The sequence below is a fragment of the Burkholderia sp. AU33803 genome (assembly GCF_002223095.1).
GTDB lineage: Bacteria > Pseudomonadota > Gammaproteobacteria > Burkholderiales > Burkholderiaceae > Burkholderia.
Genome location: NZ_NKFJ01000006.1, coordinates 2,574,198 through 2,592,216, shown reverse-complemented (window position 1 = coordinate 2,592,216; position 18,019 = coordinate 2,574,198). Strand labels below are relative to the sequence as shown.

At 67.7% G+C, this 18,019-nt stretch carries 17 protein-coding genes; 8 read left to right on the top strand and 9 right to left on the bottom strand.

The window, feature by feature from the left end:
• Window positions 1-9: 9 nt before the first annotated feature.
• The 8 genes from denD to CFB41_RS28915 form a co-directional block, all read right to left on the bottom strand.
• The gene (denD, locus tag CFB41_RS28950; RefSeq protein ID WP_089458820.1) at window positions 10-981 is read right to left on the bottom strand and encodes a D-erythronate dehydrogenase; all 972 of its coding nucleotides are present in this window, start codon (window positions 979-981) and stop codon (window positions 10-12) included.
• Window positions 982-1,009: 28 nt separating this feature from the next.
• A complete protein-coding gene (gene otnI / locus CFB41_RS28945; RefSeq protein WP_089458819.1) occupies window positions 1,010-1,786 on the bottom strand; it encodes a 2-oxo-tetronate isomerase in 777 nt (258 codons plus the stop codon).
• 80 nt (window positions 1,787-1,866) lie between these two features.
• Window positions 1,867-3,192, bottom strand: coding sequence for an MFS transporter (locus CFB41_RS28940; protein WP_089458818.1), 1,326 nt, complete (start codon window positions 3,190-3,192; stop codon window positions 1,867-1,869).
• 111 nt (window positions 3,193-3,303) lie between these two features.
• A complete protein-coding gene (locus CFB41_RS28935) occupies window positions 3,304-3,942 on the bottom strand; it encodes an aldolase (RefSeq protein WP_089458817.1) in 639 nt (212 codons plus the stop codon).
• A complete protein-coding gene (otnK, locus tag CFB41_RS28930) occupies window positions 3,939-5,237 on the bottom strand; it encodes a 3-oxo-tetronate kinase (RefSeq protein WP_089458816.1) in 1,299 nt (432 codons plus the stop codon). Before otnK ends, CFB41_RS28935 begins: the two co-directional genes overlap by 4 nt.
• Window positions 5,238-5,256: 19 nt before the next feature.
• A complete protein-coding gene (gene ltnD, locus CFB41_RS28925; protein WP_089441705.1) occupies window positions 5,257-6,147 on the bottom strand; it encodes an L-threonate dehydrogenase in 891 nt (296 codons plus the stop codon).
• Between the two features lie 49 nt (window positions 6,148-6,196).
• The gene (locus CFB41_RS28920; protein ID WP_011354089.1) at window positions 6,197-6,901 is read right to left on the bottom strand and encodes a FadR/GntR family transcriptional regulator; all 705 of its coding nucleotides are present in this window, start codon (window positions 6,899-6,901) and stop codon (window positions 6,197-6,199) included.
• Window positions 6,902-7,090: 189 nt separating this feature from the next.
• Window positions 7,091-8,158, bottom strand: a complete 1,068-nt coding sequence (locus tag CFB41_RS28915; protein WP_089459028.1) for a GlxA family transcriptional regulator — start codon at window positions 8,156-8,158, stop codon at window positions 7,091-7,093.
• A 289-nt stretch (window positions 8,159-8,447) separates the two neighbouring features.
• Between CFB41_RS28915 and CFB41_RS28910 the strand changes: the two genes are divergently transcribed.
• The 7 genes from CFB41_RS28910 to CFB41_RS28880 all read left to right on the top strand — a co-directional run bounded on the left by CFB41_RS28910 (window position 8,448) and on the right by CFB41_RS28880 (window position 15,851).
• A complete protein-coding gene (locus tag CFB41_RS28910; protein WP_089426777.1) occupies window positions 8,448-9,833 on the top strand; it encodes an L-serine ammonia-lyase in 1,386 nt (461 codons plus the stop codon).
• Between the two features lie 16 nt (window positions 9,834-9,849).
• Window positions 9,850-11,094 carry a sarcosine oxidase subunit beta family protein gene (locus CFB41_RS28905; RefSeq protein WP_006480591.1) on the top strand — a complete coding sequence of 415 codons (1,245 nt, stop codon included), beginning with the start codon at window positions 9,850-9,852 and terminating at the stop codon, window positions 11,092-11,094.
• A gap of 22 nt (window positions 11,095-11,116) precedes the next feature.
• Window positions 11,117-11,416, top strand: coding sequence for a sarcosine oxidase subunit delta (locus tag CFB41_RS28900; protein WP_089458815.1), 300 nt, complete (start codon window positions 11,117-11,119; stop codon window positions 11,414-11,416).
• Window positions 11,413-14,424, top strand: a complete 3,012-nt coding sequence (locus CFB41_RS28895) for a sarcosine oxidase subunit alpha family protein (protein WP_089441708.1) — start codon at window positions 11,413-11,415, stop codon at window positions 14,422-14,424. The genes CFB41_RS28900 and CFB41_RS28895 overlap by 4 nt, the downstream gene beginning before the upstream one ends.
• A complete protein-coding gene (locus CFB41_RS28890) occupies window positions 14,414-15,046 on the top strand; it encodes a sarcosine oxidase subunit gamma (RefSeq protein WP_089458814.1) in 633 nt (210 codons plus the stop codon). Before CFB41_RS28895 ends, CFB41_RS28890 begins: the two co-directional genes overlap by 11 nt.
• A complete protein-coding gene (locus CFB41_RS28885; protein WP_011354099.1) occupies window positions 15,043-15,483 on the top strand; it encodes a dihydroneopterin aldolase in 441 nt (146 codons plus the stop codon). The genes CFB41_RS28890 and CFB41_RS28885 overlap by 4 nt, the downstream gene beginning before the upstream one ends.
• A 191-nt stretch (window positions 15,484-15,674) precedes the next feature.
• On the top strand, window positions 15,675-15,851 hold the full coding sequence (locus CFB41_RS28880; RefSeq protein WP_373558630.1) for a hypothetical protein: 177 nt from the start codon (window positions 15,675-15,677) through the stop codon (window positions 15,849-15,851).
• A gap of 26 nt (window positions 15,852-15,877) precedes the next feature.
• Here CFB41_RS28880 and CFB41_RS28875 read toward each other — a convergent pair whose 3' ends face one another.
• A complete protein-coding gene (locus CFB41_RS28875; RefSeq protein ID WP_089458813.1) occupies window positions 15,878-16,951 on the bottom strand; it encodes an alkene reductase in 1,074 nt (357 codons plus the stop codon).
• Between the two features lie 172 nt (window positions 16,952-17,123).
• Between CFB41_RS28875 and CFB41_RS28870 the strand changes: the two genes are divergently transcribed.
• A complete protein-coding gene (locus tag CFB41_RS28870) occupies window positions 17,124-17,999 on the top strand; it encodes a LysR family transcriptional regulator (RefSeq protein WP_089458812.1) in 876 nt (291 codons plus the stop codon).
• Window positions 18,000-18,019 lie beyond the last annotated feature (20 nt).

Below are 18,019 nucleotides of genomic sequence, written 5' to 3'. Positions count from 1 at the left end.
GCGCGGGACTCAGCGCCGTTCGTCGGCGAGATGGCTGCGGATCACGTCCGCGAACGACGTGTCGCCCTTCAACCCGAGCGCTTCCGCGCGCGACGTATCCCAACGGCCCGGCCAGCTGCCGACGATCTTCTCGACACGCTCGTCCGGCACATGGCGGATCCGCTTCACGACTTCGTCGCCCGCGACTGCGCGCAGCGCCGCGATCATTTCGTCGACCGACACCGACAGGCCGGGCAGATTGATCACCCGTTTGTTGCCGAGCTTCGCGTTGTCGATCTCGCAGCCCGCGACGAGCGCTTCGATCGCGCCGCGCGGCGACAGCAGCCACAGCCGCGTCGAACCCGGCACCGGGCACACGCTTTCCTCGCCGTTCAGCGGCTCGCGGATGATGCCGCTCGCGAACGACGACGCCGCCGCATTCGGACGGCCCGGCCGCACGCTGATCGTCGGCAGCCGCAGCACACGGCCGTCGACGAAGCCGCGCCGCGCGTAGTCGCACAGCAGCAGCTCGGCGATCGCCTTCTCGGCGCCGTACGACGATTGCGGGTTCAGCGCGGTGTCGTCCTGCACGACGTCGGGCAGCGTGCCGCCATAGACCGCGACGGAGCTCGTGAACACGACGCGCGGCCGATGGCCACGCGCGCGGCATACTTCGAGCAGCGTGCGCGACGCGTCGAGGTTGATCCGCATGCCGAGGTCGAAATCGGCTTCGGCCTGCCCGCTGACGATCGCCGCGAGGTGGAAGATCGCGCCCGTCTGCGTGTCGATCGCGCGGTCGAGCACCGCGCGCTCGGCGATGTCGCCGACGATCGACGTCACGCGCGCATCGCCGAAATCGCTGCCCGCGACGACGTCGAGCAGCACCAGCTCGTCGATCTTCTCGCTGCGGCCGTCGGGGCCGGTGAGTTCGCCGCGCTCGAGCAGCTTGCGCGCGAGACGCTGGCCGAGAAAGCCGGCGCCGCCGGTGATCAGTACTTTCATGTTCTTTACCCTCGGAAGAATGCGGGAATTACAGGTACGGCTTGAGCCAGCCGAGCCCTTCGGACGTGCCGGCCTTCGGGCGGTACTCGCAGCCGATCCAGCCGTCGTAGCCGAGCGCATCGATCAGCGCGAACAGGTACGGATAGTTGAGTTCGCCGACATCCGGCTCGTGGCGCTCGGGCACGCCCGCGATCTGGATATGGCCGATGCCCGCGAAATCGCGCTTGAGCTTCATCGCGAGATCGCCTTCGACGATCTGGCAGTGGTAGCAGTCGAACTGCACCTTCAGGTTCGGCGCGCCGACTTCCGCGCAGATCGCCTGCGCGTCGTCCTGGCGGCTCAGGAAATAACCAGGCATGTCGCGTTGGTTGATCGGCTCGATCAGGATCGTGATGTCGTGCGCGGCGGCCGCCTGCGTCGCATGGCGCAGGTTCGCGAGGTAGGTGTCGCGATGGCGGGCACGGTCGGCGTCCGGCGGCACCATGCCGGCCATCACGTGCAGCTTCTCGTTGCCGAGCACGCGCGCATAGTCGAGCGCCTGGTCGATGCCGCGCCGGAACTCGTCCTCGCGGCCCGGCAGCGACGCGGTGCCGCGTTCGCCCGCGGCCCAGTCGCCGGGCGGCGCATTGAACAGCGCCTGTTCGAGGTGGTGCGCATCGAGGCGCGCGCGGATGTCCTCGGCGGCGAAGTCGTACGGGAACAGGTACTCGACGGCCTTGAAGCCGTCGTAGGCGGCAGCGGCGAAGCGTTCGAGGAACGCATGCTCGGTGTACATCATCGAGAGGTTGGCGGCGAAGCGTGGCATGGCAGCGGGTCCTGTGAATGAATGGGGCGGGGCGCGCGGCGCCCCGCGTCGAATGGCGGCCGGATCGGCGACTCGGCGAATCAGCGGTTCACGAGTTTCGCCGGCGTGAGCCACACGGCGATCGCGCCGATCACGAGCATCGCGGCGAGCACGTACATGCCGGACGCCGTGCTGTGCGTGACGTCCTTCAGGTAACCGATCACGTACGGGCTCGCGAACCCGGCGAGGTTGCCGACCGAGTTGATGATCGCGATCCCGGCCGCGGCCGCGGAGCCCGCGAGGAACGCGGTCGGCAGCGACCAGAACAGCGGCGCGCAGGTCAGCACGCCGCCCGCCGCGAGCGACAGGAACACGATCGACACCGCCGTATTGTGCGAGTACGACGCGGCGACCGCAAACCCGATTGCACCCATCAGCGCCGGCACGATCAGGTGCCAGCGGCGTTCGCGGCGCTTGTCCGCGCTGTGGCCGAACAGGTTCATCACGACGATCGCGACGAGGAACGGAATGGCCGACAGCAGGCCGATCTGCAGCGTATCGGTGATGCCGGTCGACTTGACGAGCGTCGGCATCCAGAACGTGAGGCCGTACTGGCCCGTGACGAACGCGAAGTAGATCAGCGACATCCACCACATGCGCGGGTCCGCGAACACGGCCTTCAGCGAATGGCCGTGCTGCTGCTGTTCCTGCGGCTGCGCGGCGATTTCGTCCTCCAGCAGCTGCTTTTCACGCTCGTCGAGCCACTTCGCGCCGCGGATGCTGTTGTCGAGATACAGGATCGTCGCGATGCCGACGAGCACGGCCGGCACGGCTTCGATCATGAACATCCATTGCCAGCCGTGGAAGCCCGAGCCGCCGTGGAAGCGCTCCATGATCCAGCCCGACAGCGGGTTGCCGAAGATGCCCGACACGGGAATCGCGGACATGAACACCGCGATGATCTTCGCGCGGCGATGCGACGGGAACCAGTACGTGAGGTACAGGATCACGCCGGGATAGAAGCCGGCTTCCGCGAGGCCGAGCAGGAAGCGCAGCACGTAGAACTGCGTCGGCGTCTGCACGAACGCGAACAGCGCGGACAGCAGGCCCCACGTGATCATGATCCGCGCAATCCAGATGCGTGCGCCGATGCGGTGCATCAGCAAGTTGCTTGGCAGTTCGAACAGAAAATAACCCAGAAAGAAAATGCCGGCGCCGAGCCCGAACACCGTTTCGCTGAACGCGAGATCCTGCGACATCTGCAGCTTCGCGAAGCCGACGTTCACGCGGTCGAGATACGCGACCACGTAGCAGAGCATCAGGAACGGCACGATGCGCCAGAACACTTTCTTGTAGGTGCGGTCGAGTTCCGCGGCATGGGCGGGCGCGGCGGGCGAGCGGCCAGCGGCCGCGTCGAGAGCAGTCATCGTCGTCTCCAATGATGTCGTGTGCCGGCGGCGCGTACGTCGCCGGTCGTGTGTGTGCTGACGGAAGGGCCCGCGCACACGGCGGGCATGGGAATCGTTGCGTGGCGGCCGCTACCAGCGCGCGCCGAAGCTGGCGCGCAGCTCGTCGAGCGCGGCGTCGTCGAGCGGCTCGGGTTTCGGGTGCGTCATCAGCCACAGCCGCGCCGTCTCCTCGAGCTCCTCGAGCGCGTACGACGCGTGCGACACCGACGGTCCCCACATCACCGGGCCGAGGCGCTCGAGCAGCACGCCGCGCACCTGGCCGGCGAGCGCCGCGACTTCGGCGGCAACGCCCGGATCGCCGGGGCGGCGGTAGCGGATCAGCGGAATGTGGCCGACCTTCATCACGTAGTACGGCGTGATCGGCGGCAGCACGTCGGTGTCGCGCCACACGCCCGCGAGCGTCAGTGCGACGAGATGCGTCGAATGCGTGTGGACGACGCCGTTCGCTTCGGCGTTGCGCGCGTAGATGCCGCGATGCAGCGCGAGCGTCTTCGACGGCTTGCCGCCCGATACGGGCTGGCCGTCGAGGCCGACCTTTGCGATGTCGTTCGGGTCGAGCCGGCCGAGGCACGCATCGGTCGGCGTGATCAGCCAGCCGTCGGGCAGGCGTGCGCTGATGTTGCCGGCGCTGCCGACCGCGTGGCCGCGCGCATACAGGCTTGCACCGACGACGCAGATTTCTTCGCGCAGTTTTGCTTCGACGCTCATCGTGCGGCTCCGTCCAGCGCGCGCAGCGCCTTGTCGAAAAAGTCCGTGGCGCCGAAGTTGCCGGACTTCAGCGCGAGGCCGAGCGGCTGCGCGTCGATGGTGGCCGTCGCCGGCACGCCCGGATCGATCTGCGCGCCGATCTGCAGCGATTTCACGTCGAGCGCCTGCACGACCGCGCCGGACGTTTCGCCGCCGGCGACGACGAACTTGCGCACGCCGAGATCGCGCAGGCCGCGCGCGATCGCCGCGAGCGTGGCTTCGACGAGATGGCCGGCCGCGTCGACGCCGAGCGCCTGCTGCACGGCCTTCACTTCGTCGGGCGTCGCGGTCGCGTAGATCAGCACGGGCTGCGGCAGGTGCGCGCGCGCGAACGCGAGCGCCTGGTCGACGACGGGCTCGCCGCGCGAGGCCGCGAGCGGATCGATGCGGAAGCTCGGCCGCGTGGCGCGCCATGCGGCGACCTGCGCGTTGGTGGCCTTCGACGCGCTGCCGGCGAGCACCGTCGAGAGTCCTTCGATGCGCGGCAACGACGCCGCGTTGTCGCGCTCGGGCAGTTGCTCCGCGCGACGGAAATTCGCCGGCAGGCCGAGCGCGATGCCCGAGCCGCCGGTGACGAGCGGCAGGCCCGCGCACGCTTCGCCGAGCACGTAGAGGTCGCGATCCGACAGCGCGTCGGCGATCGCGAAGCGCGCGCCTTCCGCGCGCAGTTGCTCGATCCGCGTGCGCACGGCGGCCGCGCCCAGCGCGATCGTGTCGTAGCGGATCAGGCCGACCGGCGACTTCGTCTGCCGTTGCAGCACGCGTACGAGGTTCGCATCCTGCATCGGCGTGAGCGGATGGTTCTCCATTCCCGATTCGTTCAGCAGCACGTCGCCGACGAACAGGTGGCCGCGATAGATCGTGCGGCCGTTCTCTGGGAACGCCGGGCACGCGATCGTGAAGCCGCCGCCGGCCGCATCGAGCAGCGCATCGGCGACGGGACCGATGTTGCCCGCATCGGTCGAATCGAACGTCGAGCAGTACTTGAAGAAGAACTGCCGGCAGCCTTGCGCGCGCAGCCATTCGTAGGCGGTGAGCGATTGCGCGACGGCGTCGGCCGCGGGGATCGTGCGCGACTTCAGCGCGACGACGATCGCGTCGGCGTCGAGCGGGGCGTCTGCGGCGCCGTCGGCGGGCACGCCGATCGTCTGCACGGTGCGCATGCCGCTCTTCACGAGCATGTTCGCGAGATCGGTCGCGCCGGTGAAATCGTCGGCGATGCAGCCGAGCAGGGGGCGGGAAGCGGAAGCGGTCATGGCGGAAGCGTCGGTCGAATCAGCGAGCGGGAGGCAGCGTGATGCCGGGGAAAGTCTTGATCACGGCGGAATCGTCCTCGCCGCCGTGGCCGGCGCTCGACGCGCTCATGAACATCTGGTGCGCGGTGGCCGACAGCGGCAGCGGGAACTTGCTGCGGCGCGCGGTATCGAGCACGAGGCCGAGATCCTTCACGAAGATGTCGACGGCCGACAGCGGCGTGTAGTCGCCGTTCAGGATATGGGGCACGCGGTTCTCGAACATCCACGAGTTGCCGGCGCTGTGCGTGATCACGTCGTACAGCGCATCGGCATCGACGCCTTCGCGCAGGCCGAGCGCCATCGCCTCGGCCGCTGCCGCGATGTGCACGCCGGCCAGCAGCTGGTTGATGATCTTCACTTTCGAGCCGATGCCGTGCGCGTCGCCGAGGCGATAGACCTTGCCGGCGATCGCGGCGAGCACATCCTCGCAGCCCGCATAGGCGGCCGCCGGCCCCGACGTCATCATCGTCATCTCGCCGGAGGCCGCGCGCGCGGCGCCGCCGGATACCGGCGCATCGAGCATCTGCAGGCCGGCCGCCTCGATCCGCGCGCCGAGCGCGACCGCGAATTCGGGCGCGACGGTCGCGCTGGCGATCACGACGCCGCCCGGCTTCATCGCCGCGACCGCGCCGTGCGCGCCGAACAGCACCGTTTCGGTCTGCGCGGCATTGACGACGAGCGTGACGACGACGTCGCACTGTGCGCCGAGTTCGGCCGGCGTCGCGCAGGCGATGCCGCCTTCGGCGGCGAACGCCTGCAGCACCGTGTCGCGCACGTCGCATGCGTGCACGCGCAGGCCGGCGCGCAGCAGCGAGCGGGCGACGCCGAGGCCCATCGCGCCGAGGCCGATGACTCCAACATTTCGTGACATGGTCAACCTTGATCGATTCGGGAAAGGGGCGGCGCGGCGGCCGCCGGGTTCAGCAGATGCCGGCTTCCGCGAGGCGGCGGGCGGCGTTGTACATGTGCGTGCGCGCCGCGTTGCGGGCGGCCATCGGGTCGCGCGCGCGGATCGCGTCGGCGATCGCCGCGTGTTCCTCGCGCACCTGGCGCGAGAAGTCCTCGCGCGTCGCTTCGTTGCGCCGCGTGACCTTCACGCCGGCTTCGAGGTACTGGTTCAGGAACTGCAGCGTCTTCAGGAAATACGGGTTGCCGGTGACGGCCGCGATCGTGCGGTGGAACGCGACGTCTTCCGCGACACCATCGCGCCCTTCGGCCACCGCGTCGTCGATCTTGCGCAGCGCATCGTCGATGTCGGCCATGTCTTCATCGGTGTGGTTCAGCGCGGCCTCGGCCGCGACCTCGGCCTCGATCGCGCGGCGCACCGCGAGCAGGTGCGGCAGCGACGTGGCTTCGACCGCTTCCGCATAGTCGATCCGCAGCGGCCGGATCGCGCCGTGCTGGTTCACGTACACGCCGCTGCCCTGGCGCGGCTCGACCACGCCTTCGTTCTTCAGCCGCGAGATCGCCTCGCGGATCACGGTGCGGCTCACGCCGAATTCCTGCGCGAGCACGGCCTCCGTGGGCAGCTTGCCGGTGGCGGAGAAACTGCCGACTTCGATCTGCTTGAGCAGTTGCTGCGCGACATGGTCGCTCATCGCGCGGGCGGGAATTTTCTCGAACATGGTGCTCTAGATTATCAGGTTATGTGGTCATCATACAAATTTGAATGAGCGACAGCATCCGGGATAACCCTTGGTTAACGGAGTGCAACGTCGGTTAAATTGATTGAAACCGGTTCCAATTGAGCTGAAATCGATGCGTTCGAGTGTCGTGTCGCGATCGATTGGAAAAGGAGCGGGGGCCCGTCGCCGTCAGTCGGCGATGTCCTCGACGGCGTCCGCCGCGATGGCCGCGCCGGCTTCCGCCACTTCCCCGCCACGCTCCCGATACGTCGCCGGCGGCACGCCGAACTGCTTGCGGAATTCGCGCCCGAGGTGCGACGCATCGGCGAATCCGCAGCTCGACGCGATATCGGCCACCGTGCGGTCCGAGCTCGTCAGCAGCCACGCGGCCGTGCGCAGCCGCACCTGCTTCGCGAACGCCTGCGGGCTCTTGCCCGTCTCCGCCTTGAAGAGCCGCTCGAGCTGCCGCGTCGACAAATCGAGCTTGCTCGCGAGCTCGTCGAGCGACAGCGCACGCCCGACATGCTGTTCCATCAGGAGAATCGCGCGCTTGACCTTCGGGTGCGTGGCCGGCTCGAGGCCCGGCGGATGCGGCTGCGGCGCATTGCCTTTCTGCATCTCGCCGACCAGCAGGATGCGCAGCGCCTTCTGCACGGTCGCGTGATCGAAGTGGCGCAGCAGGATCGCGGCGGCGACGTCGATCGACGCGCGGCCGCCCGAACAGGTGATGCGGCGCCGGTCGATCACGAACAGCCGGTCGGCGATCAGCAGGTCGGGATCGGCAGCCGGAAAGCGCTCGATGAAATCCCAGTAGTGGAACCAGCTCACGCAGGTGCGGTAGCCGTCGAGCACGCCGGCCCGCATCAGCGTGAACACGCCGGTGCAGATGCCGACGACCGTGGCGCCGCCGGCCGCCGCGCGGCGGATGAACTCGAGTGTCTCGGGGCCGGCCTGCGGCCCCGAATGCAGCAGCCCGCCGACCACCACCACATAGTCGAACGGCTCGGCCGCGTCGAACGTTTCCCACGGCGTGATCTGGATCCCGCAGCTCGCGCGCACCGGCGCGAGGGTCTCGCCGATCACGCTCCACGCGCAGCGCACGGGCTTGCTGTAGTCGCCGTCGTCCGCCGACAGCCTCAGCATGTCGACGAAACCGGAGAAGGCCGTCAGCGTGAAGTTCGGCAGCAGCACGATGCCGAAGCGGATACGCCGCGGCGCGGGTTCTGCGAGGGGGGAAGCGGGTACGTCGGTTGTCATCGCGGCCAATCTCTTCACGCCGGGCGGGCGGTCTCACTCAGTCTGTTGATACGGGGCATGCGGGTACGGCGGCCGGGCGGGGCGGATGCAGTCAGCGTCGCTGATCGGTTCCGGCACGACTTGTGGTTTTCCGTCGCGAACCATCGCCAAAACGCACTTTCGGGCCTGCCGGCGGGGCGCTTGGCGGCGGTATCCCACGCCGATGCCGTTTTTGTTCTATCGGCCGATTTTACGCTTTGATGTACTGGCGCCAACGTCATTTCACGTGTGTGCCACCCAGAGGAAGCCAATGAACGTCAGCGTCTTCGACCTGTTCAAGATCGGCATCGGCCCGTCCAGTTCGCATACGGTCGGCCCGATGATCGCCGCGTGCCGCTTCGCGTCGCACGTGGAGGACGCGAACCTGCTCGGTTTCGTGCGCCGCGTGCGGGTCGAACTATACGGCTCGCTCGGCGCGACCGGCAAGGGCCACGGCACCGACAAGGCCGTGCTGCTCGGTCTCGAGGGCCACCTGCCCGACACGATCGATCCGGACCTGATCGAGCCGCGGCTCGCCGCGATCCGCGCGGAGAAATCGCTGTCGCTGCTCGGCAAGCAGACCGTCCGTTTCGAGGAAAAGGAGCACATCGGCTTCTATCGCAAGCTGATGAGCGGCACGAGCATCGTGCACCCGAACGGGATGCGCTTCCAGGCCTTCGACGAGCACGGCCAGCTGCTCGTCGAGAAAGAGTATTACTCGGTCGGCGGCGGCTTCGTCGTGAACCGCGACGGCGATCGCGTGAACGGCGTGCGCGCGGCGGTCGAGGTGCCGTATCCGTTTCGCACCGGCGACGACCTGATGCGCCAGTGCCGCGAACACGGGCTGTCGATCGCCGAGCTGATGATGCGCAACGAATGCGCGCTGCGTCCCGCCGACGAAGTGCGCGCCGGGCTGCTCGCGATCTGGCGCACGATGGCCGCCTGCGTCGAGCGCGGCTGCAAGGTCGAGGGCGACCTGCCGGGCCCGATGCGCGTGAAGCGCCGCGCGGCCGAGCTGAACAATCGCCTGCGCGCGCGTTCGGAAGAGTCACTGCGCGACCCGCTGTCGATGCTCGACTGGGTCAACCTGTATGCGATGGCCGTCAACGAGGAGAACGCGGCGGGCGGCCGGGTCGTCACCGCGCCGACCAACGGCGCGGCCGGCGTGATTCCCGCGGTGCTGCACTACTACGTGAAGTTCGTGCCGGGCTCGAACGAAGCCGGCATCGTCGAGTTCCTGATGACGGCCGCGGCGATCGGGATCATCTACAAGGAAACCGCGTCGATTTCCGGCGCGGAAGTCGGCTGCCAGGGCGAAGTGGGCGTCGCGTGCTCGATGGCCGCCGCCGCGCTCGCCGCGGTGATGGGCGGCACGCCCGATCAGGTCGAGAACGCCGCCGAGATCGGCATGGAGCACAACCTCGGGATGACCTGCGACCCGGTGGGCGGGCTCGTGCAGATCCCGTGCATCGAGCGCAACGCGATGGGCGCGATCAAGGCGCTGAACGCGTCGCGCATGGCGCTCAAGGGTAACGGCCAGCACTACGTGTCGCTCGATTCGGTCATCAAGACGATGCGCGAGACGGGCGCGGACATGAAGACGAAATACAAGGAAACGTCGCGCGGCGGTCTGGCCGTGAACGTCATCGAATGCTAAACGAAGGATCACTCACATGAGCCGCTACTCGATATTCAGCCTGTTCCGCAACGGCCTCTCGTATCACGAGAACTGGGAAAAGCAGTGGAAGAGCCCGGAACCGAAGAAGGAATACGACGTCGTGATCGTCGGCGGCGGCGGCCACGGCCTCGCGACCGCGTATTACCTCGCGAAGGAGCACGGGATCACGAACGTCGCGATCCTCGAGAAGGGCTGGATCGGCGGCGGCAACACCGCGCGCAACACGACGATCGTCCGCTCGAATTATCTGTGGGACGAATCGGCTGCGCTGTACGAGAAGGCGATGAAGCTGTGGGAAGGGCTGTCGCAGGACCTGAACTACAACGTGATGTTCAGCCAGCGCGGCGTGATGAACCTGGCGCACACGCTGCAGGACGTGCGTGACACCGAGCGCCGCGTGAACGCGAACCGGCTGAACGGCGTCGACGCCGAATTCCTGACGCCCGCGCAGATCAAGGAAATCGAGCCGACCATCAACCTGAACAGCCGCTACCCGGTGCTCGGCGCATCGATCCAGCGCCGCGCGGGCGTGGCGCGTCACGACGCGGTGGCCTGGGGCTTCGCACGCGGCGCGGATCGCGCCGGTGTCGACATCATCCAGAACTGCCAGGTGACGGGCATTCGCCGCGAAGGCGGTGCGGTGGTCGGCGTCGACACGGTGAAGGGTTTCATCAAGGCGAAGAAGGTCGCGGTGGTCGCGGCCGGCAACACGACGACGCTCGCCGACATGGCCGGCGTGCGCCTGCCGATCGAGAGCCACCCGCTGCAGGCGCTGGTGTCCGAGCCGATCAAGCCGGTCGTCAACTCGGTGATCATGTCGAACGCGGTGCACGCGTACATCAGCCAGTCCGACAAGGGCGACCTCGTGATCGGCGCCGGCATCGACCAGTACACGGGCTTTGGCCAGCGCGGCAGCTTCCACATCATCGAAAGCACGCTGCAGGCGATCGTCGAGATGTTCCCGGTGTTCTCGCGCGTACGGATGAACCGCCAGTGGGGTGGCATCGTCGACGTGTCGCCGGACGCGTGCCCGATCATCACCAAGACCGACGTGAAGGGCCTCTATTTCAACTGCGGCTGGGGTACCGGCGGCTTCAAGGCGACGCCCGGCTCGGGCTGGGTGTTCGCGCACACGATCGCCCGCGACGAACCGCATCCGCTGAACGCGCCGTTCGCGCTCGACCGTTTCTACACGGGCCACCTGATCGACGAGCACGGCGCCGCCGCCGTCGCGCACTGACCACGCATACGAGGAGAAAAACATGTTGCTGATCGAATGTCCGTGGTGCGGGCCGCGCGCCGAATCCGAGTTCTCGTGCGGCGGTGAAGCCGACATCGTGCGCCCCGTGAACAACGAGAACATGACCGACCGCGAATGGGGCGATTACGTGTTCATGCGCGAGAACAAGCGCGGGCTGCACAAGGAGCAGTGGCTGCACACGCAGGGCTGCCGCCGCTGGTTCAAGGCCACGCGCGACACGGTGACCTACGATATCAAGGGCTACGAAAAGTTCGGTGGCGAAGCTGCCGGCAACGCACACGAAGAGGGCACGAGCAAATGAGCCAGAAAGACCGCCTCGGCACCGGTGGCCGCATCAATCGCGCGATTCCGTTGACCTTCACGTTCAACGGCCGCACGTATCAGGGCTTCCAGGGCGACACGCTCGCGTCCGCGCTGCTCGCGAACGGCGTGCACTTCGTCGCGCGCAGCTTCAAGTACCACCGTCCGCGCGGGATCGTGACGGCCGACGTCGCGGAACCGAATGCCGTCGTGCAGCTCGAATCGGGCCCGTACACGGTGCCGAACGCACGCGCGACCGAGATCGAGCTGTACCAAGGGCTCGTCGCAACGAGCGTGAACGCGGAGCCGTCGCTCGAGAACGACAAGTACGCGATCAACCAGAAGCTGTCGCGCTTCCTGCCGGCCGGCTTCTATTACAAGACGTTCATGTGGCCGCGCAACATGTGGCCGAAGTACGAAGAGAAGATCCGTGAAGCGGCCGGCCTCGGCAAGGCGCCGGAAGCGCTCGACGCCGATCGCTACGACAAGTGCTACGCGCACTGCGACGTGCTCGTGGTCGGCGGTGGCCCGTCGGGCCTCGCGGCCGCGCATGCGGCGGCGACGGCCGGCGCGCGCGTGATCCTCGTCGACGACCAGCGCGAGCTCGGCGGCAGCCTGCTGTCGTGCCGCGCCGAGATCGACGCGAAGCCCGCGCTGCAATGGGTCGAGAAGATCGAGGCCGAGCTGCGCAAGCTGCCCGACGTGACGATCCTGTCGCGCAGCACCGCGTTCGGCTACCAGGACCACAACCTCGTGACGGTCACGCAGCGTCTGACCGATCACCTGCCGGTGTCGATGCGCAAGGGCACGCGCGAACTGCTGTGGAAGGTCCGCGCGAAGCGCGTGATCCTCGCGACCGGGGCACACGAGCGGCCGATCGTGTTCGGCAACAACGACCTGCCGGGCGTGATGCTCGCCGGTGCGGTGTCCACCTACGTGCATCGCTTCGGCGTGCTGCCGGGCCGCAACGCGGTCGTGTTCACGAACAACGATCGCGCGTACCAGACCGCGCTCGACCTGAAGGCGTGCGGCGCGAAGGTGACGGTCGTCGATTCGCGCGCATCGTCGAACGGCGCGCTGCCGGCCGCCGCGAAGCGGCAGGGCGTGACGGTGATGAGCGGCGCAGTCGTGACCGGCGCATCGGGCAAGTGGCGCGTATCGTCGGTCGACGTCGCGTCCTACTCGAACGGCCAGACCGGCGGCAAGCTGCAGACGCTGCCGTGCGACCTCGTCGCGATGTCGGGTGGCTTCAGCCCGGTGCTGCACCTGTTCGCGCAGTCGGGCGGCAAGGCCTGCTGGAACGACGAGAAGGCGTGCTTCCTGCCGGGCAAGCCCGTGCAGGCGGAAGCGAGCATCGGTGCCGCGGCCGGCGAATTCGGCCTGGCGCGTGCGCTGCGACTCGCGGTCGATGCGGGCGTGGAAGCCGCGAAGGCAGCGGGTTTCACCGCCGAGCAGCGCGCGGTCGCGCCGCAGGTCGCGGAAACCGTCGAAGGCGCACTGCAGCCGCTGTGGCTGGTCGGCAGCCGCGAAGCCGCGGCACGCGGGCCGAAGCAGTTCGTCGACTTCCAGAACGACGTGTCGGCCGCGGACATCCTGCTGGCCGCACGCGAAGGCTTCGAGTCGGTCGAGCACGTGAAGCGCTACACGGCGATGGGTTTCGGCACCGACCAGGGCAAGCTCGGCAACATCAACGGGATGGCGATCCTCGCGGGCGCGCTCGGCAAGACGATTCCGGAAACGGGCACGACGACGTTCCGCCCGAACTACACGCCGGTGTCGTTCGGCACGTTCGCGGGCCGTGAGCTCGGCGATTTCCTCGACCCGATCCGCAAGACCTGCGTGCACGAGTGGCACGTCGAGCACGGCGCGCTGTTCGAGGACGTCGGCAACTGGAAGCGGCCGTGGTACTTCCCGAAGAACGGCGAGGATCTCCATGCGGCCGTGAAGCGTGAATGCCTGGCGGTGCGCAACAGCGTCGGCATCCTCGACGCGTCGACGCTCGGCAAGATCGACATCCAGGGCCCGGACGCGGTGAAGCTGCTGAACTGGATGTACACGAACCCGTGGAACAAGCTCGAAGTGGGCAAGTGCCGCTACGGGCTGATGCTCGACGAGAACGGGATGGTGTTCGACGACGGCGTGACGGTGCGCCTCGCCGACCAGCATTTCATGATGACGACCACGACGGGCGGCGCGGCGCGCGTGCTCACGTGGCTCGAGCGCTGGCTGCAGACCGAATGGCCCGACATGAAGGTGCGGCTGTCGTCGGTCACCGATCACTGGGCGACGTTCGCGGTGGTCGGCCCGAAGAGCCGCAAGGTCGTGCAGAAGGTGTGCCAGGACATCGACTTCGGCAACGAGGCGTTCCCGTTCATGAGCTACCGGAACGGCACGGTTGCAGGCGCGAAGGCGCGCGTGATGCGGATCAGCTTCTCGGGCGAGCTCGCGTATGAAGTGAACGTGCCGGCGAATGCGGGCCGCGCGGTGTGGGAAGCGCTGATGGCCGCCGGTGCCGAGTTCGACATCACGCCGTACGGCACCGAGACGATGCACGTGCTGCGTGCGGAGAAGGGCTACATCATCGTCGGCCAGGATACCGACGGCTCGATCACGCCGTACGACCTCGGGATGGGCGGGCTCGTCGCGAAGTCGAAGGACTTCCTCGGCAAGCGTTCGCTTGCGCGCTCGGACACCGCGAAGGAAGGCCGCAAGCAGTTCGTCGGCCTGCTGACCGAGGACGAGCAGTTCGTGCTGCCGGAAGGCGCGCAGATCATCGCGAAGGACACGCAGGTGTCGGCGGTCGATCCGACGCCGATGCTCGGCCACGTGACGTCGAGTTACTACAGCCCGATCCTGAAGCGCTCGATCGCGCTCGCGGTGGTGAAGGGCGGCCTGAACAAGATGGGCGAGAGCGTCGTGATTCCGCTGGCCAACGGCCGCCGCATCACCGCGAAGATCTCGAGCCCGGTTTTCTACGATACCGAAGGGGTGCGCCAGCATGTGGAATGAAACCAGAAACCAGACGCAGGTGGCGGGCGCGGGCGGCGTGACGCTTGAATCGCCGTTCGTCGGCGCGGCCGACGTGCTGAAGCCGCACCAGGCGCGCGCCTCGAAGAAGTTCACGCTGCGCGAGCGGCCGTTCCTCGATCTCGTCAACGTGCGCGGCGAATTGAGCGATCCGGCGTTCGTGAGCGCGTTCGAGCGCGTGGTCGGCTGCCGGCCGCCCGCGGCGCCGAACACGGTCGCGCGCGGTGTCGAGTACGACGTGCTGTGGCTCGGCCCCGACGAGTGGCTCGTGCGCTCGAACGGGCCGGTGCCGGCCGGCGTGCTCGAAGCGAAGCTCGCGGAAGCCGTGCAGGGCACGTATGCGGCGGCCGTCGATGTCGGCAGCGGCTATACGGTCGTCGAGCTCAGCGGCGAACGCGTGCGCGACGTGCTCGCGCGCGGCTGCCCGCTCGATCTCCATCCGCGTGCGTTCAAGCCGGGCCAGTGCGCGCAGTCGCATTACTTCAAGTCGTCGATCGTGCTGATCCCGACCGGTGACGATGCGTTCGAGATCGTCGTGCGCCGCAGCTTCGCCGACTACTTCGTGCGCATCATGCTCGACGCGGCCGCGCCGCTCGCATCATGAAGCCGTTCGACGAACCGTTCGTGGCGATCGACGCGCCGCGCCTGCGCGGGCGCGGCTGGAGCGTGTTCGTCGACGAACTGAAGGTGCCCGCGCGGATCGGCATTCATGCGCACGAGCATGAAGCGCCGCAGCCGATCGTGATCGATGCGCGGCTCGGCTACCGGTGCGAGCCGAGCGAGCAGGGCGAGTGGATCGATTACGACGGCTATTGCGCGCGCCTTGCGGCGTTCCTGTCGCACAAGCCGCATACGCGGCTGCTCGAGACGCTCGTCGCCGATATCGCGGTGCTGTCGTTCCGTGAGTGGCCGGCGCTGGAGTCGCTGACGCTGTCGGTGTACAAGCCGAAGATCCGGCCCGGCACGAAGCGGGTTGGCGTGTCGCTCGACTGGACGCGCGGGGATTATTTGCGGTGGACGGGGGCGGCGGGGCAGTTTTGAGGCAGGAGAGGCGGCCGACGAGTGCGTCGAAACGATGCCGGTCGGCCGCCGGCCGTGGCACTTGTTGGTCTTTATAGTTCCTGAAATATGCGAACAATTCACCGTCGCTGACGTTCAAGCCTTTAATTCCGATATTCTCGTAACAATGCCGTCGATGCCGTTCGTCGGCGTTTTGCGGCGTCTCCGAGGACGTGCTGTCGCGGCTCGAAAACGGCCGGGCGGTGGGCCTCGACAAGTTGTTCAAGGTGCTCGACGGTCTGGGACTCAATTTGCTCGTCGTACCGAAGCGCGAAGTGCCCGTCGCACGCAAGGCATTGCATGAACTTGCCGAGCCGACCGTTCCGGCGGAGTCGCGGGAGGGCGCGTGATGTTGCGATCACCCTGAGCCGATACATCAAGCCGCAGCCGCCCCATCCAGCGCAGGATAGTCGACATACCCGCGCGCATCGCCGCCGAAGAACGTTTCGCGCCGCGCATCGTTCATCGGTGCGCCGGTCCTCACCCGCATCACGAAATCCGGATTCGCCAGCACCATCTGCCCGTACGCTTCGAGATCGGCCAGCCCGGATGTCACGTCCGTGCCGATCGCGTCGCGCGTGCGGCCCGGACGATTCAGGATCAGCGTGCCGCTCCAGCGCGCGCGCAGGTCGGCCAGCAGCGCTTCGTTGCCCTGATGCATCACGTGCAGGTAGGCGAGGCCGAGACGGTCGAGCTCCGTCGCGAGATGGCGATACAGGTCCGGCCCTTCCGCTCCTTCGTCGAGGCCGCCCAGCGTATTGCCGGGCGATACGCGGATGGCCGTGCGATCCGCGCCGATCTCGTCGGCGATCGCCGTGGCGACCTCGATCGCGAAGCGCGCGCGGTTCTCGATCGAGCCGCCGTACGCGTCGGTGCGCGTGTTGGCATTCGGCGCGAAGAACTGCTGGATCAGGTAGCCGTTCGCGCCGTGGATCTCGACGCCATCCGCGCCCGCCTCGATCGCGCGGCGCGCGGCGAGGCGGAAGTCGTTCACGGTCGCGCGCACTTCCTCGGTCGTCAACGCACGCGGCACGGGGATGTCCTGCATGCCTTTCATCGTGAACATCGGCGCATTCGGCGCGATTGCCGACGGTGCCACGCCTTGCCGGTGATGCGGCGTATTGTCGGGATGCGACATGCGCCCGACGTGCATCAGCTGGATGAACAACCGGCCGCCGCGTGCATGCACGCCGTCGCTGATCGCCTTCCAGCCGGCGACGTGCGCGTCGGTATGGATGCCGGGCGTCGTCAGGTAGCCTTGCCCGTCGTCAGACGGCTGCGTGCCTTCGCTGACGATCAGGCCGAGGCTCGATCGCTGCGCGTAATACTCGGCGGCCCATTCGCCGGGCGTGCCGTCGGCGGCGGCGCGGCTGCGGGTCATCGGCGCCATGACCAGGCGGTTTTTCAGCGTATATCGGCCCACGCGGACCGGGGTGAACAGTTGGCTCATGATGCGTCAGCTCCTCGAGAGTCGGGACGGCGGCACCAGGTCGGTGCCGCCTCTGGCGCCGGCCGCGCACGGGTGTGCCGACCTCGCCTCCACACGTCCATCATCCATTGCTTTCTTTACGGGATAAATCGGGTAATCTGGATAGCATTGATCCATTGATGGAGCAGTGGGCATGGAACTGCTGAACGACATGGCGCTGTTCGTCGAAGTCGTGAAAGCGAAGGGTTTTCGCAGCGCGGCCGAGACGCTAGGGATGCCGAACTCGACGCTGTCGCGGCGCATCAGCGCGCTGGAGAAGGCGATCGGGCTGCGGCTGCTGCATCGCACGACGCGCCGGATCGAACTAACCGAGGCCGGCCAGCTCTACTTCGAGCGCTGCAAGCGCATCGTCGACGAGGCGCGGCTCGCGCACGAGCAACTCGGCGGGTTGCTGGCGGAGCCGACCGGCGTGTTGCGCGCGTCGTTTCCGGTCGATTTCGCGGTGACCTACCTGGCGCCGCTGATCGTCGAGTTCTCGACGCGTTACCCGAAGCTGACATTCGATTTCGAGCTGACGTCGCGGCGGGTCGATCTGGTGAGCGAACCGTTCGACGTGGCGATCCGCTTGGGCGAATCCGAAGATTCTCAACTGATCGCGCGGCGGCTGGCCACGCTCGGGAACTACCTATATGCGTCGCCCGGCTATCTCGCGCGCGAGGGCGAGCCGCGCACGCCGGACGACCTGGCGCGGCACGCGTGCCTCAGCCTGGCGAGGGCCGGCACGTGGACGCTGCACGACGGCACGCACACCGTCGCGGTACCGGTGAGCAGCCGTTTCGCGGGAAACAGCGTCGGCATGCTGCGGCGCCTGGCCACGCTCGATGCGGGCATCATCGTGCTGTCCGAAGCGATCGTCGCGGATGACCTGGCCGCCGGCCGGCTGCGCCGCGTGATGCCCGCATGGGAGGGCGAGCCGATTCCGGTCTACGCGATGACGGAAACGCGGCTGCTGCCCGCGAAGACGCAGCATTTCATCGAGTTCTTGCGGGAGCGTTTCGCGCAGGCGTGACGGGCGGGTAGCCGTTCGTC

Coding starts and splice junctions, on each gene's coding strand:
- denD (WP_089458820.1), bottom strand. CDS start 981: ATGAAAGTACTGATCACCGGCGGCGCCGGCTTTCTCGGCCAGCGTCTC.
- otnI (WP_089458819.1), bottom strand. CDS start 1,786: ATGCCACGCTTCGCCGCCAACCTCTCGATGATGTACACCGAGCATGCG.
- CFB41_RS28940 (WP_089458818.1), bottom strand. CDS start 3,192: ATGACTGCTCTCGACGCGGCCGCTGGCCGCTCGCCCGCCGCGCCCGCC.
- CFB41_RS28935 (WP_089458817.1), bottom strand. CDS start 3,942: ATGAGCGTCGAAGCAAAACTGCGCGAAGAAATCTGCGTCGTCGGTGCA.
- otnK (WP_089458816.1), bottom strand. CDS start 5,237: ATGACCGCTTCCGCTTCCCGCCCCCTGCTCGGCTGCATCGCCGACGAT.
- ltnD (WP_089441705.1), bottom strand. CDS start 6,147: ATGTCACGAAATGTTGGAGTCATCGGCCTCGGCGCGATGGGCCTCGGC.
- CFB41_RS28920 (WP_011354089.1), bottom strand. CDS start 6,901: ATGTTCGAGAAAATTCCCGCCCGCGCGATGAGCGACCATGTCGCGCAG.
- CFB41_RS28915 (WP_089459028.1), bottom strand. CDS start 8,158: ATGACAACCGACGTACCCGCTTCCCCCCTCGCAGAACCCGCGCCGCGG.
- CFB41_RS28910 (WP_089426777.1), top strand. CDS start 8,448: ATGAACGTCAGCGTCTTCGACCTGTTCAAGATCGGCATCGGCCCGTCC.
- CFB41_RS28905 (WP_006480591.1), top strand. CDS start 9,850: ATGAGCCGCTACTCGATATTCAGCCTGTTCCGCAACGGCCTCTCGTAT.
- CFB41_RS28900 (WP_089458815.1), top strand. CDS start 11,117: ATGTTGCTGATCGAATGTCCGTGGTGCGGGCCGCGCGCCGAATCCGAG.
- CFB41_RS28895 (WP_089441708.1), top strand. CDS start 11,413: ATGAGCCAGAAAGACCGCCTCGGCACCGGTGGCCGCATCAATCGCGCG.
- CFB41_RS28890 (WP_089458814.1), top strand. CDS start 14,414: ATGTGGAATGAAACCAGAAACCAGACGCAGGTGGCGGGCGCGGGCGGC.
- CFB41_RS28885 (WP_011354099.1), top strand. CDS start 15,043: ATGAAGCCGTTCGACGAACCGTTCGTGGCGATCGACGCGCCGCGCCTG.
- CFB41_RS28875 (WP_089458813.1), bottom strand. CDS start 16,951: ATGAGCCAACTGTTCACCCCGGTCCGCGTGGGCCGATATACGCTGAAA.
- CFB41_RS28870 (WP_089458812.1), top strand. CDS start 17,124: ATGGAACTGCTGAACGACATGGCGCTGTTCGTCGAAGTCGTGAAAGCG.